This window comes from Nocardioides sp. ChNu-99 (assembly GCF_029493445.1).
Lineage (GTDB): Bacteria > Actinomycetota > Actinomycetes > Propionibacteriales > Nocardioidaceae > Nocardioides.
This window is the reverse complement of sequence record NZ_JAHWBL010000079.1, coordinates 1-14,115: the sequence shown is the minus strand read 5'-3', so window position 1 is coordinate 14,115 and position 14,115 is coordinate 1. Positions and strand designations below refer to the sequence as shown.

Sequence of the window (14,115 nt, the reverse complement as noted above, 5' to 3'; positions counted from 1 at the left end):
CGGCGTGCGGACCGCGCCGGGCGCGGGCGCGTGCCCGGCTGGGTGTGGCCCGCCGTGACCGCGCTCGCCCTCGTGGTCGGCGCCGGCGGTGGCGCGCTCGGCGCGGCGGCGTACGACGCGTGGCAGGACGACGACGGCCCGCGCGCCGCGTCCTCGAGCCTGGACGTCGAGGGGAAGGGCGTGTCCACGGCCCCGCCGCTGGAGGCCGACAACACGTCCGTGGCGGCGGTGGCGGCGGAGCTGCTGCCCAGCACGCTGCAGATCTTCTCCTCCGCCGAGGGCGAGGACGCGACGGGGTCGGGCTTCGTGTTCGACGACGCCGGCCACATCATCACCAACAACCACGTCGTCGCCGAGGCCGCCGAGGGCGGCACCGTCGAGGTGCTCACCGTCGAGGGCCGGCGGTTCGAGGTCGAGGTCGTCGGCCGCAGCGCGGTCTACGACATCGCCGTGCTTCAGGCCGACGAGGCGCAGGACCTGCAGGCCGTCTCGTTCGGCCCCGCCGAGGGCCTCGTGGTGGGCGAGGGCGTCGTCGCCATCGGCTCGCCGCTCGGCCTCTCGGCCACGGTCACCCACGGCATCGTCAGCGCGAAGAACCGGCCCGTGACCACGGGCTCGAGCGACGACCAGTCCTACATCGACGCGGTCCAGACCGACGCGGCCATCAACCCGGGCAACTCGGGCGGCCCGCTCGTCGACCTCGAGGGCCGGGTCGTCGGGGTCAACTCGGCCATCGCCACCACCGGCGGGATGACGGGCTCCGGCGGCAGCATCGGCGTCGGCTTCGCGATCCCGTCCGAGCAGGTGCTGCGCACCGCCGAGCAGCTGATCCAGGACGGCGAGGCCAGCTACCCGGTCATCGGCGCCCAGGTGATGGTGGGCGGCGAGGACACGGGCCAGGGTGCCGTCGTCGACCAGGTCAACGACGGCAGCCCGGCGCAGGAGGCCGGCCTCGAGGAGGGCGACGTCGTCACCGCGGTCAACGGCCAGCCGGTCACGGGCGGCGCCGAGCTCATCGTGGCGATCCGCAGCTACGCCCCCGGCGAGACCATCACCTTGACGGTGCGCCGCGGCGAGGCCTCCAGCGAGGTCGAGGTCACGCTCGACGCGCAGACGGGCTGAGCGGTCATCCACAGCCGGGGCGCGGGCCGCGCCTGCCGGCCGTGGCGGTAGTGGCAGAGTAGGCACCATGGTCGCCCGCTTCCTCACCCTGGCCGACGTGGCGGAGGTGCTCAACACCTCGAGCGCCCAGGTCTACGCGCTGGTGCGCCGCGGCGACCTCCCGGCCATCAAGATCGGCGGCCGCGGTCAGTGGCGGGTCGAGTCCGAGCAGCTGGAGGCCTACATCCAGCGGATGTACGCGGAGACCCGGCAGTTCGTCGACGCGCACCCGTACGTCGAGGAGTCGGCCGGCGCCGACGCCGACGCGCGTTCCTGACCCGGTAGCGAGACCGCTCAGGTCGTGGCCCCCGGCGCCGATAGGAGGTTCTGCCCCGTCCCCCTCCAACCGAGGTTCCTCCCGTGCGTCTGCGTTCCACGCCCCTGGGCGTCGCCCTCCTCTCGTCGCTCCTGTCCGCCTCCGTCGTCGCCGCGACCGGTCCGTCGGACGCGGTCGCGCTCGCGACGCCGCGGGCGGCCGCGGTGACCACCCCGACGACGTCGTTCGTCGTCACCTCGCCGACCGCGGCGAGCCGCCGGCTCCTGCCGGTGGCGGCCACGACCACCCGCACGCCCACCGTCACGTTCACGGTCGACACGACCCGCCCGCAGCAGACGTGGTGGGGCACCGGTGCGGCGCTGACGGACGCCTCCGTGCAGCTGCTCGCCTCCGCCCCCGCGGCGGCAGGGCTGCTCTTCGACCCCACCCGCGCCGACGGCGCCCGCCTCGACACGCTCCGCCTGCCGCTGAGCGCGACCGACTTCTCCCCGGCGCAGTGGGCGTGGGGCTGGGACGGCACGCGGGCCACGCCGCCCGCGCAGGCCCTCGCCGCCATCGACACCGTCACCTCCTCCGTGCTGCCGCTGCGCCCCGACCTGAAGGTCGTCGCCACGCCCTGGTCCGCCCCGGCGGTGATGAAGACCAGCGGCACCCTGCGCGGGGGCGGGCTCGCGGACGCGGCGGTCCCGTCGTACGGGAACCTGCTCCTCGCGCAGACCCGCGAGCTGGCCGCCCGCGGCGTGCCGGTGCGGGCGCTGACGCTCGGCAACGAGCCGGCGCACTCCTCCGACTACGCCTCCATGACCATGTCGGTGGCGCAGATGGCCGCGCTCGGTCGTCAGGTGGGCCCGGCGCTGCCAGCCGACGTCGCGCTGTGGGCCGGCGACCACAACTGGGAGCACCGCTGGGCCTACGACCAGGTGGTCGCGGGAGCGCCCGGCGCGTTCGACGGATCGGCGTACCACTGCTACGGCGGGCAGCCCGGCCAGATGAACGGCCCCACGCCGTTCCGGATCATCTCCGAGTGCACCGGCACGACCGACGGGTGGGCGAGCTCGTTCGCCTGGCAGATGGCGAACCTCGTCGCCACCCCCGTCGCGAACGGCTCCTCGGGCCTGCTGATGTGGAACCTCGCCCTCGACGGCGCCTCCGGGCCGGTCGACGCCGGCTCGCGCTGGGGCTGCAAGGACTGCCGCGGCCTCCTGCGGGTCGACGGCTCGAGCGTCAGCATGCAGCCCGAGTTCTACCTGCTCGCCCACCTCACCCGCGCCGCCCAGCCCGGCGCTCGGGTGCTGCCGGTCTCCTCGTCGGTGGCGGGCACGGCGGTCGCCGGGTTCCGCAACCCCGACGGCACCGTCGGCGTGGTCGGCGTCAACCACACGACCACCTCGCAGGTCGTCGCCGTCAAGGTGGGCGCCACGACGAAGCGGTACGTCGTGGGCGCGGGCGAGCTGTTCACCTTCACCTCCCGCTGACCCGGACCGTTCGTCGCGCGGGGGCGACCGCTCGTCGTACGCGGGTGACGCCGGGGTGTCCAGGGCGTGACGTGCGTCTCACGTAACCCGCTCGGAACGATCCAATGGGTCCGAATCCATGCTCATGATTCAAGATGGCGGGACGGCGGCCCGCTCCGGGGCCGGTCTGCCCCTAACCTGCACCGAGGTCGCGCGCCGCGCGTCCGGCGGGACGGCTCGTCGTCCCGCACGGGTTGACGAGGGACCGGTATCGGATGAGTCAGTCACAGCTCGGGATCGTCGCTGAGTCGACGCCCGGTGAGGCCAGGGTCGCGGGCACGCCGGCGACCGTGAAGCAGCTGGTGGGCCTGGGGTACGACGTCGTGGTCGAGGCGGGCGCGGGTGCGGCCGCCTCGTTCACCGACGAGGCGTACGCCGAGGCCGGCGCACGGGTCGTCGGGGCCGAGGAGGCCTGGCGCAGCGCGGTGGTGCTGAAGATCAACGCGCCCACCGACGCCGAGATCGACCGCCTGGCCGAGGGCGCGACGCTGGTGAGCCTGCTCAGTCCCGCCCTGCGGCCCGAGCTCGTCGAGAAGCTGGCCACGCGCCCCATCACCGCGCTCGCGATGGACGCGGTGCCGCGCATCTCGCGCGCCCAGTCGATGGACGTGCTGTCCTCGATGGCGAACATCGCGGGCTACCGCGCGGTGATCGAGGCGGCCCACGAGTTCGGCCGGTTCTTCACCGGCCAGGTGACCGCGGCCGGCAAGGTGCCGCCGGCCAAGGTGCTCGTCGCGGGCGCCGGCGTCGCGGGCCTCGCGGCCATCGGCGCCGCCTCCAGCCTGGGCGCCATCGTCCGCGCGACGGACCCCCGCCCCGAGGTGGCGGACCAGGTGAGGTCGATCGGCGGGGAGTACCTCGAGGTCGTCGTCGCCGAGGAGGCCAAGGAGGTCTCCTCCGACGGCTACGCGAAGGCCACGAGCGAGGCGTACGACGCCCGCGCCGCCGAGATCTACTCCGAGCAGGCCGCGGACGTCGACATCATCGTCACCACCGCGCTCATCCCGGGCCGCCCGGCCCCGCGCCTCATCACGGCCGCCGACGTGGCCGCGATGAGGCCGGGCAGCGTGATCGTCGACATGGCGGCCGCCCAGGGCGGCAACGTCGAGGGCTCGGTCGCCGGCGAGAAGGTCGTCACCGCCAACGGCGTCACCATCCTCGGCTACACCGACCTGGCCGGGCGCCTGCCCACCCAGGCCTCGCAGCTGTTCGGCACCAACCTGGTGAACCTGCTCAAGCTGCTCACCCCCGAGAAGGACGGCACGCTCGTCCTCGACATGGACGACGTGGTGCAGCGCGGTGTCACCGTGGTGCGCGCGGGCGAGAAGACGTGGCCGCCGCCCCCGGTCCAGGTCTCCGCCGCGCCCGCCGCCCCCGCGGCGGCGGCCGCGCCCGCCGTACCGGAGAAGGCGCCGACCTCGCCGGCGACGCTGGCGCGGCGCCGGTACGCCGCCATCGCCGTCGGCGTGCTCGCGCTGTTCGCGGTCAACGCGACGGCCCCGGACCCCATCCCGCAGCACTTCACCGTGCTCGTGCTGTCGGTGGTGATCGGCTACTACGTCATCGGCAAGGTCGCCCACGCGCTGCACACGCCGCTCATGAGCGTCACGAACGCGATCAGCGGCATCATCGTCGTCGGCGCCATGCTGCAGCTGTCCTCCGACGACACCGCCGTGCGCGCCCTCGCGTTCGTCGCGGTGCTCCTGGCCAGCATCAACGTCTTCGGCGGCTTCGCCGTGACCCGACGCATGCTCAGCATGTTCTCGAAGGACTGATCGATGGACGCCCTCAGCATCTCCACCGCGGCGTACATCGTCGCCGCCCTGCTCTTCATCCTCAGCCTCGCGGGCCTCAGCAAGCACGAGACCTCGCGCCAGGGTGTCGTCTACGGCATCGCCGGCATGACCATCGCGCTCGTCGCGACCTTCGTGGTCGTGGCCGACGTCGCGATCGACTCCGACGACGCCCTCGGTGTCGTCCTCCTCGTGGTGGCCATGGTCATCGGCGCCGTCATCGGGTTGTGGCGCGCCCGCGTCGTCGAGATGACCGGCATGCCCGAGCTCATCGCGCTGCTGCACTCCTTCGTCGGCCTCGCCGCCGTGCTCGTCGGCTGGAACGGCCACCTCGAGGCGCCGCACTACTCGGGTGCGCTCGCCGACATCCACCACGCCGAGGTCTTCATCGGCGTCTTCATCGGCGCCGTCACGTTCACCGGCTCGATCGTCGCGAACCTCAAGCTCAGCGCCAAGATCAAGTCGGCGCCCCTCGTGCTGCCGGGCAAGAACCTGCTCAACGTCGGTGCGCTCGTCGCCTTCGTCGTGCTGACGGTCTGGTACGTCATCGACAGCGAGCTGTGGCTGCTCGTCGTCGTCACCGTCCTGGCCCTCGCGCTCGGCTGGCACCTGGTCGCCTCGATCGGCGGCGGCGACATGCCCGTCGTGGTCTCGATGCTCAACAGCTACTCCGGCTGGGCCGCGGCCGCCGCGGGCTTCCTGCTGAGCAACGACCTGCTCATCGTCACCGGTGCGCTCGTCGGCTCCTCGGGTGCCTACCTCAGCTACATCATGTGCAAGGCGATGAACCGCTCGTTCCTCTCCGTCATCGCCGGCGGCTTCGGCATCGAGGCAGGCCCCGCGGGTGACACCGACTACGGCGAGCACCGCGAGATCGACGCCGAGGGCACCGCGGAGCTGCTGCGCAACGCCTCCTCCGTCGTCATCACGCCCGGCTACGGCATGGCGGTGGCGCAGGCGCAGTACCCCGTCGCCGACCTCACGAAGAAGCTGCGCGAGCGCGGCGTCGACGTCCGCTTCGGCATCCACCCCGTCGCGGGCCGGCTCCCCGGGCACATGAACGTGCTGCTGGCCGAGGCGAAGGTGCCCTACGACATCGTGCTCGAGATGGACGAGATCAACGACGACCTCGCCTCCACGTCGGTCGTGCTCGTCATCGGCGCCAACGACACGGTCAACCCGGCGGCCACCGAGGACCCGTCGAGCCCCATCGCGGGCATGCCGGTGCTGACGGTGTGGGAGGCCGAGAACGTCGTGGTCTTCAAGCGCTCGATGGCCGCGGGGTACGCCGGCGTGCAGAACCCGCTGTTCTTCCGCGAGAACACGCAGATGCTGTTCGGCGACGCCAAGGACCGCGTGGAGGACATCCTCCGCGCGCTCTGAGCCCCCCCGTCGGCGACGCCGGCCGCGACGCCCCCTCCGCCCCCGGGTGGAGGGGGCGTCGTCGTACCCCGGCTCGGGCGGGCCCCCCGGAAACGGGATCGTTACGCGGCGCCGCGACGTCGGAAACACCGCCTGGGTTTCATCACGGCAGACATCGTTTCCTCCCGTGATCGGAGCGGACCCATGACCACCAGCCCCGAAGCACCCCCGAGCACCACCGCCAAGGCCCCGTTCCGCGTCACCGCGGACGCCTGGAAGGGCCTGCCGCGGATGGCGGACTTCCCGGCGAGCGAGGGCTACATCGGCGACACCTACGAGAACCCCGAGGGCAGCTCGATGTGCTCCGGCTTCTTCGAGCTGCGCCACACCGACGAGCCGCTCGTCTACCTCTACGAGTACGACGAGATGAAGGTCGTGCTGGAGGGCGAGTTCCTGCTCGAGGACGTCGACACGGGCCAGCGCACGGTCGCCCGGGCGAAGGACGCCATCTTCTTCCCGAAGGGCTCGCGCATCGCGTTCTCGACGCCGTCGTACGCCCTCGCGTTCTACGCCGGCGACCGCGACGCCGGCCTGCTCTGAGCCGGGCCGGGAGACACGCGCGGTGAGCACGGTGACGGCGCCCGGACCCGTGCTCGGCCTGCCCGTGTGGCCGGCCGAGCCGGAGCCGGTCGACCCGAGCGGCACGTCGTACCTGGTCGTGGCCCTCGGCACCGCGGCCCGCACCGCCGAGGTGGCTGCGCGCTGGGTGCGGGCGGCCGAGGCGCAGGCACCGACGCGCCTGGTGGTCGCGGACGACGTCGTGAACGGCCGGTCCGACCTCGTCGCGGCCCTGGTGGCGGCGCGCACCGGGGTGCGCATCCTCGTCGTCGGCGGCCAGTGCGACGTGCTCCTCGCCTTGGCGCTCGCCCGGACCCACGGCGCGGGGGAGGCCGAGCTGCGCAGCTTCGCCGTGGACGGCGCGGCGGCGGCCGCCGGGCTGCCCACCGACCTGCCCGTCTACTGCGCCCACTGCCGCGACACGCACCGGGTGCACGCGCCGTACGGCGGGGAGGCCACGTGCCCGGGCTGCGCCCGCCTCCTCGAGATCCACCCGCACCTGTCCGCGACCCGCGGCAGCTTCCTCGCCTCCGACGCGCGTGCCCGGGAGCTCGCGTGAGCGCCCCCGTGGTCGAGCGCTACCCCGCGCACCTGCACCCGGCCTACGCGACCGGCGTCCGCTCCCTGCGGGTGGTCGAGGCCGTCCGGCTCACCGACACCGTGCGCCACGTGGTGCTCGCGGCGCCCGACGGGGGCGTGCTGGCCTCCTACGAGCCCGGCGCCCACCTCGTCCTCACGACCGGCGCCGGCGGGCGCAACGCCTACTCCCTGACCGGCGACGGGGTGAACCCGCGGCAGTACGCCGTCTCGGTGCTGCGGCGCGGCCAGGGCGGGGGGTCCGACTGGGTGCACGACGTGCTCGCGGTCGGCGACCTCGTGGAGGTCGAGGGTCCGCGCTCCAGCTTCGCGCCCCGCCACGACCAGCGCCACGCCCTGCTCGTGGCCGGCGGCATCGGCGTCACCCCGGTGCTCTCCCACGCCCGCGCGATCGCCCGGTGGGGCGGCACCTGCGAGGTCCTCTACTCCTACCGGCCCGGGCACGGCGCGCACCTCGACGACCTGCGCGCCCTCGCGGCCCGCCCCGGCGTCACCCTCCACGAGGCCACCTCCGTCGAGGCCACCGCCCGCCTGCTCGCCGAGCGTCTCGCCGACCAGCCGCTGGGCACCCACGCCTACGCCTGCGGCCCGGTGCCCCTGCTCGACGCGTACGTCGCCGCGGCCGCCGCCGCGGGCTGGCCGCAGGCGCGGGTGCACCTGGAGCGGTTCACGGCGCCCGAGCTGGAGGCCGGCGTGGCCTTCACCGCGCGGGTGGCCTCCACCGGGCAGCGGCTCGCCGTGCCCCCGGGCACGAGCCTGCTGACGGCCCTGCTCGAGGCGGGCCACGACGTGCCGAACCTGTGCCGCCAGGGCGTGTGCGGCGAGTGCCTGGTGCCCGTGCGGTCGGGTGCGCTGGAGCACCGCGACCTCGTCCTGCCCGAGTCCGAGAAGCAGGCCGGTGACCGGATGCTCAGCTGCGTCTCGCGCGGCGGGCACACCGGGGCCGAGATCGAGGTGGACCTCTGATGACCGTCACGACCGGGCCCGCCACGGCGCGACCCTTCCCGACCCGCGGCCACACGGCCCGCCTGCCGTGGCCGTTCCCCGACGACCTGACCGCGTTCCGTTACTCGGTCAACGTCGAGCCCGCCCGCGTCGTGCGGCGCACGGCGGCCGGGGAGTGGGGCGCGCACCTCGTCGACCTGGGCGGCGAGGAGTACGGCGCGATCATGGCCGAGCGGCGCCGCGTCCTGGCGGCGGACCCGACCCGGGTGCGGGTCATGCCCGGCATGGGCCCGGCGTGCTGGGACCTGCTCGTCTACTACCTGCGCGACCTCGCCGCGTCGTACCCCCACGTGATGGAGCTCGAGGAGACCACGGTCCCGGCCGGGGACCGGTTCCACTGGCGCAACCACGCGCTGGGCACCGACCAGGTCTTCGTGCTGGGCGACGCGGCGAGCCTGCCCTGCGACCCGTTGACCTTCCTGGGCCGCGAGGTGCCGGACGACCTGCTGCTGGTGAAGGAACGCGACGGGCGGCTGCACTTCGACGCCGGTCTCGTCACGTTCGCGGCCGCCTGGTCGGTGTCGTTCGACGTCGGGATGAGCATGGACGAGATCCACCAGCCCGTGCCCGGCCTCACCCGCGACGGCGTCACCGCGCGGGCCGAGCACTTCCTGCGCCGGCTGCCCGCCGACCAGGTCTACCGCCGGGTCAACTGGACGCTCTCGGCCTCCGGCTCCCGCAAGCTCGACGTCAGCCTCGAGGAGCTGCCGGCGTGGGGCACCGACATCCCCGCCCTCGTGCGCGACGAGGACTGGGGCCGCCTGCAGCTGCGCATCGAGGTGGAGCACTTCGTGCGGCTCCCCATGACGGGTGCGGTCACCTTCAACATCCGCACCCACATGACCTCGCTCGAGGAGGTCCGCCAGGTCCCGGCGTGGCGCGACCAGCTGGCCCGGGTGGTGCTCGAGCTGCCCGAGGACGTCGCCGCCTACAAGGGCTTCCTCGACTACCGCGAGCCGGCGATGGCCTGGCTGACCGCCCCCGACCCGAGGAGCGCGACGTGAACGACCTCACCCTCCGTGCGCGCGGTGTCGCGACCGCGGAACGCCCCCTTCACGCCCCCGAAACGCGCGGGCTGTCGACTGGGTGCCCTCGGGGACCACGACCGTCGGACGTCCGGCGCCGGACACGATGCAGCGGGGGAGGGACGTCATGGTGAGCCCGAGCGCGAGCCCGAGCCCGAGCCCAGGCAGCGTGCCCCCGTGGGCCCGCGAGCCCCACGTCGAGCCCGCGGACCCGACCGGCCGCACCCACACGCTCCTCGTCGTGGGCCCCGGTGACGGCCGGACGGGTACGGCGATCCGCGCGGTCGCCGCCGGGTGGCAGGAGGCGCTGGGGGCGGCCCCCGTCCACCGGCACGACTGCGCCGACGTCGCCGCCGCCGTCGACGCCCTGCACGCGGACCTCGCGGTCGCCCGTGTGGGCCACCGGGTGCTCGTGGCCGGCACCGCCGAGGCGTGCCTCGCCGTGCGCGCGGCCGCGGTGCGCGCCGGTCTCGCCGACGACGAGCTGCGCTTCGGCGCCGTCGCCGCCGACGTGCGCACCGTCTGGTGCGTCCACTGCTCGGCCACGACGACGGCCGCGGTCGCGGCCGGCGGGGTCGTCGCCTGCCCCGGTTGCGCGCGGTCCCTCCTCGTCTACGAGCACGTCTCCCGGCGTACCGGTCACCACCTCGGCTTCATGGTCGACGCCGAGGACCAGCCGTGGGAGGAGTCCGCGTGAGCGCCACCGCACCGACGGCCCTCCGTGCCGCGACCCCGCCGACCGCTCTTCCGGCTCCCGGTCTGCCGGCGCCGCTGGGCGCGGGCGAGCGACTGGCGCTGGTCGTCGTCGCCGTCGACGACAGCGTCCCGGGCGTGCGCAGCCTGTCGCTCGCCCGACCCGACGGGGGCGCCCTGCCGTCGTGGACCCCGGGCAGCCACGTCGTCGTCGAGGTGCCACCGGGCGCGGGCCGGGAGCGCCGGCTCGCCAACGCCTACTCGCTGACGGGTGAGACCGTGCACCCGAGCGCCTACACCGTCTCCGTGCTGCGCCGGGACCCCGAGGAGGGGGCGGCCGGCGGCTCGGCGTGGGTCCACGGGCTCGCGGTGGGCGACACCGTGACGACGACGGCGCCGCGCAGCGCGTTCCCGCCCGTGCAGGGCGCCACCCGCCACCTCCTCGTCGGCGCCGGCATCGGCATCACGCCGCTCGTCTCGCACCTGCGCTCGGCGCTGCGGTGGGGCCGTGACGTGCAGCTGGTGCAGGTCTGCCGCGGGGGCCGCGGCGCCCACCTCGACGAGGTGCGCGCGCTCGGCGGCGACCGCGTGACGGTGCTCGACGGCCGGGCCGCGCTGGCCGCGCACCTGCCGGCGCTCCTGGGCGACCAGCCGATCGGCACCCACCTCTACACCTGCGGGCCGGCCGACTTCATGGACGCGGTCCTCGCCGCGGCCCGCGCTCTGGGCTGGCCGGAGAGCCGGCTGCACCTCGAGCACTTCGGGCTCGCGGCCCTCGACCCGGGCGACCCCTTCACCGTCACGGTCACCGGGGGCCCGACGCTCGAGGTGCCGTCGGGCACGAGCCTCCTGGAGGCGCTCGAGCAGCAGGGGTACGACGTGCCCCACCTCTGCCGGCAGGGCGTCTGCGGCGAGTGCCGGCTGCGCGTCGCGCCCGCCGCGAGCACCGGGGTGCACCACCGCGACCTCTACCTCGACGACGCCGCCCGCGCCGCGGGCGACTGCGTCATGGCGTGCGTCTCCCGTGCGCTCCCCGACCCGGCCACGGGCCGCGCGCACCTGGAGGTCTCGCCGTGACGTCCACCGCCCCCGACCTCGTCGCCGGGTTCCCCTTCCCGTTCCCGAACGAGACCTACCGCTACTCCACGAACGTCGAGCCCGCCCGGGGCGTCGTCACGACACCCGCCGGCCAGTGGGGTGACGCGGTCGTCGACGTCGACGCCGAGTACCACCGCGAGCTCGACGAGCGGGCCGCCATCCTCGAGCAGGACCCGTCGCGGTACGCCGTGCTGCCCCACATGGACGTCGCCTGCTGGGACGCGATGCTCTGCCTGATGCGCGAGCTGGCCCTGGCCCGCCCCGGGTCCTTCGACCTGGAGCCCGTCGCGGGGGGTGCGCGTCCGTCGTACCGCTGGCGCAACCGGCTCCTCGACATCGACCACACCTTCGTGCTGGGCGACCCCGCGACGCTGCCCGCCGAGCCCCTGGCGTGGATCACCCGCCAGGTGCAGGAGGACGTCGTGCTGCTCGACCAGCGCGACGGCACCCTGTTCGGCGACGCGGGCGTCGTCACCTTCGCGGCCGACTGGTCGTTCGGCTTCGACGTCGGGATGAGCTTCCTCGAGATCCACGGCCCGGTGCCGCGCATCCACCCCGAGGGCGTCATCACCCGCGCCCACGAGTTCATCAAGGGCCTGCAGCCGGGGGAGACCTACCGCCGCACCAACTGGACGCTCACGATCGGGCGACGGCTGGACGTCTCCACCGAGCGCTACCCGGAGTGGGGGTCCGACCGCGCGATGGTCCGGACCGTCGACGACGACGCCTTCGGTCGCCTCGTGCACCTGCGCACCGAGGTGCAGCACCTCGTGCGGCTCCCCGAGTCGGGGGCCGTCATGTTCCTCATCCGCAGCTACCTGCTGCCCCTCGCCGACCTGGCCCGGGTCGAGCCGTGGCGGGTCCGGGCCGCCGCCGTCATCGCGGAGCTCCCCGAGGACATGGCCGACTACAAGGGCATCGCCACCTACCGCCATCGCGCCGCAGCGTGGCTGCGCGACCACCCGCACCACTGAGCACCGCGGCCCGCCGCCGCCCACCCGAGGAGACACCCCCATGCCCGCTGCAGACGTCGCGTGGATGCTCGCCGCCCTGGCGCTCGTCATCATCATGTTCCCCGGGATCGCCCTGTTCTACGGGGGCATGGTGGGGAGCAAGAACGCCCTCAACATGATCATGATGACGATGAGCACGCTCGCCACGGTGACCGTGCTCTACGTCCTCTTCGGCCACGGCCTCGTCGTCGGCGACTCCGTCGGCGGCTGGGGCCTCATCGGCAACCCCGACGGCTACCTCGGCTTCCTCGGGATCTACGAGGACCCGGGGGAGGCCCAGCTCGTCGACCCCTACTGGTTCGCCTTCTACATCCTCTTCGCCGCCATCACCGTCGCGATCGTCGCCTCCGGCGCCGTCGGGCGCATGAAGTTCGGCGGCTGGCTGGTGTTCTCGGCCGTGTGGGCGACGCTCGTCTACTTCCCGCTGGGCCACTGGGTGTTCGCCTTCGACGGCGAGGACACCCAGGGCGGCTGGATGCGCAACGACCTCGGCCTGCACGACTACGCGGGCGGCACCGCCGTGCACATGTCCGCCGGTCTCGGCGCGCTCGCCCTCGCGATGGTGCTCGGCCCCCGCAAGAACATGGGGTCGCGGCCCCACAACCTGCCGCTCGTGCTGCTCGGGGCCGGGCTGCTGTGGATGGGCTGGTTCGGCTTCAACGGCGGCACGGCGGCCGGCGCGAACTTCCTCGCGCAGTACGCCGTGATGACCACCCTCATCGCCGGGGCCACCGGCATGATCGGCTTCTGCCTCGTCGAGAAGATCCGCGACGGCGCCCCCACCACCCTCGGCATGGCGTCGGGCATCATCGCCGGCCTCGTCGGCATCACCCCGTCGGCCGACGCGGTCGACGCCCTCGGCGCGATCGTCGTCGGCGTCGCGTCCGGCGCGTTCGTCGCCTGGGCCTGCACGTGGAAGGCGAAGCTCGGGGTCGACGAGAGCCTCGATGCGTTCGCCGTGCACGGCATGGGCGGGATCGTCGGCTCGCTGTGCGTCGTGCTCATCGGCTACTCGGGCTCGCCGGCGGGGATCAAGGGGGTCCTGTTCGGGGGCAGCTGGGACATCGCGTGGCGCGAGGTGGTCGCCATCGGGGCCACCTGCGGCTACGCGTTCGTGATGACCTGGATCATCGCGAAGGTGCTCGACAAGACGATGGGGCTGCGCGTGGACGAGGAGAAGGAGTTCGCCGGTCTCGACCTCGCCGAGCACTCCGAGTCGGCCTACGACATCGAGCGCTCCGGGGGATCCCTGGGCGAGGCCCGCGCCGACCGGCTCTCCGGTGCGCCCAGCGCCGAGCGGATCGCGGCCCTCGCCGCCCGCACCGAGGCCGAGGAGTCCCGCGCCGCGGCGAGCGACCCCGCCTGACCCCACCCCGATCCCGCCTGACCCACGCCGGCACGGACCCTGCGGTTCGTGCCGGCGCGGCGTCTCGGGGAGGATGGCGCCCGTGACGACGACGGGCTGGACGCTGCGCCTCGCGCGCGGCGGTGTGCTCGCCCTCGTCGTGCTGCTGGCCGGCGGCGCCGGCCACGCCCTCGCCGGCGGTGCCCTGCCCTCCCCGCTCGCGGCGCTGCCGCTGCTGCTCCTGCTCACCGCCGGGTCCGCGCTGCTGCTCGGCCGGCGGGTCGACGCGCTGGAGACCACGCTGCTCCTCGTCGTCGGCCAGGCCGCCACCCACCTCGGGCTGATGGTGCTCGCACCCGGCCCGGCGGGCGGCACGCACGCCCACGCGACCCCGGACGGGGCCGGGGTCGATGCCGGGGCCGGCGACCTGACCATGGTGGCCTTCCACCTGCTCGCCGCCGCGGTCGGCGGCCTCTGGCTCGCCGCCGGCGAGCGGGCGGTGTGGACGCTGCTCGACCTCGCCCTCGTGCGCCCCGTGACCCGCCTCGTCGCCCGCTGGGCGCTGCTGCTCGGGGCCCGCCCGGCCGCGCCTCCGCGTCGCGCGCGCGGCCCGC

General features: G+C 74.3%; 14 protein-coding genes. All 14 read left to right on the top strand.

The window, feature by feature from the left end:
- A partial coding sequence (locus KK617_RS17390; protein WP_277501434.1) for a trypsin-like peptidase domain-containing protein occupies positions 1-1,122 on the top strand: 1,122 nt, incomplete at its 5' end.
- 67 nt (positions 1,123-1,189) lie between these two features.
- On the top strand, positions 1,190-1,438 hold the full coding sequence (locus KK617_RS17385; RefSeq protein WP_277501433.1) for a helix-turn-helix domain-containing protein: 249 nt from the start codon (positions 1,190-1,192) through the stop codon (positions 1,436-1,438).
- 83 nt (positions 1,439-1,521) lie between these two features.
- On the top strand, positions 1,522-2,913 hold the full coding sequence (locus KK617_RS17380; protein WP_277501432.1) for a hypothetical protein: 1,392 nt from the start codon (positions 1,522-1,524) through the stop codon (positions 2,911-2,913).
- A gap of 254 nt (positions 2,914-3,167) precedes the next feature.
- Positions 3,168-4,727: a Re/Si-specific NAD(P)(+) transhydrogenase subunit alpha gene (locus KK617_RS17375; protein ID WP_277501431.1), complete on the top strand. Its 1,560-nt coding sequence runs from the start codon at positions 3,168-3,170 to the stop codon at positions 4,725-4,727.
- Between the two features lie 3 nt (positions 4,728-4,730).
- Complete coding sequence (gene pntB / locus KK617_RS17370; protein ID WP_277501430.1) at positions 4,731-6,128, top strand: Re/Si-specific NAD(P)(+) transhydrogenase subunit beta; 1,398 nt, start codon at positions 4,731-4,733, stop codon at positions 6,126-6,128.
- Between the two features lie 183 nt (positions 6,129-6,311).
- On the top strand, positions 6,312-6,707 hold the full coding sequence (locus tag KK617_RS17365) for a hypothetical protein (RefSeq protein WP_277501429.1): 396 nt from the start codon (positions 6,312-6,314) through the stop codon (positions 6,705-6,707).
- A 22-nt stretch (positions 6,708-6,729) separates the two neighbouring features.
- On the top strand, positions 6,730-7,284 hold the full coding sequence (locus KK617_RS17360) for a dimethylamine monooxygenase subunit DmmA family protein (RefSeq protein ID WP_277501428.1): 555 nt from the start codon (positions 6,730-6,732) through the stop codon (positions 7,282-7,284).
- Entirely contained in the window at positions 7,281-8,288 is a 1,008-nt protein-coding gene (locus KK617_RS17355) for a PDR/VanB family oxidoreductase (RefSeq protein WP_277501426.1), read from the top strand. The genes KK617_RS17360 and KK617_RS17355 overlap by 4 nt, the downstream gene beginning before the upstream one ends.
- Entirely contained in the window at positions 8,288-9,331 is a 1,044-nt protein-coding gene (locus KK617_RS17350) for a DUF3445 domain-containing protein (RefSeq protein ID WP_277501425.1), read from the top strand. The genes KK617_RS17355 and KK617_RS17350 overlap by 1 nt, the downstream gene beginning before the upstream one ends.
- A 190-nt stretch (positions 9,332-9,521) precedes the next feature.
- Entirely contained in the window at positions 9,522-10,049 is a 528-nt protein-coding gene (locus KK617_RS17345) for a dimethylamine monooxygenase subunit DmmA family protein (protein ID WP_277501422.1), read from the top strand.
- Positions 10,046-11,122, top strand: coding sequence for a PDR/VanB family oxidoreductase (locus tag KK617_RS17340; RefSeq protein WP_277501420.1), 1,077 nt, complete (start codon positions 10,046-10,048; stop codon positions 11,120-11,122). Before KK617_RS17345 ends, KK617_RS17340 begins: the two co-directional genes overlap by 4 nt.
- On the top strand, positions 11,119-12,117 hold the full coding sequence (locus KK617_RS17335; RefSeq protein WP_277501419.1) for a DUF3445 domain-containing protein: 999 nt from the start codon (positions 11,119-11,121) through the stop codon (positions 12,115-12,117). Before KK617_RS17340 ends, KK617_RS17335 begins: the two co-directional genes overlap by 4 nt.
- A gap of 40 nt (positions 12,118-12,157) precedes the next feature.
- Positions 12,158-13,522: an ammonium transporter gene (locus KK617_RS17330; RefSeq protein ID WP_277501418.1), complete on the top strand. Its 1,365-nt coding sequence runs from the start codon at positions 12,158-12,160 to the stop codon at positions 13,520-13,522.
- 82 nt (positions 13,523-13,604) lie between these two features.
- A partial coding sequence (locus KK617_RS17325) for a hypothetical protein (protein ID WP_277501417.1) occupies positions 13,605-14,115 on the top strand: 511 nt, incomplete at its 3' end.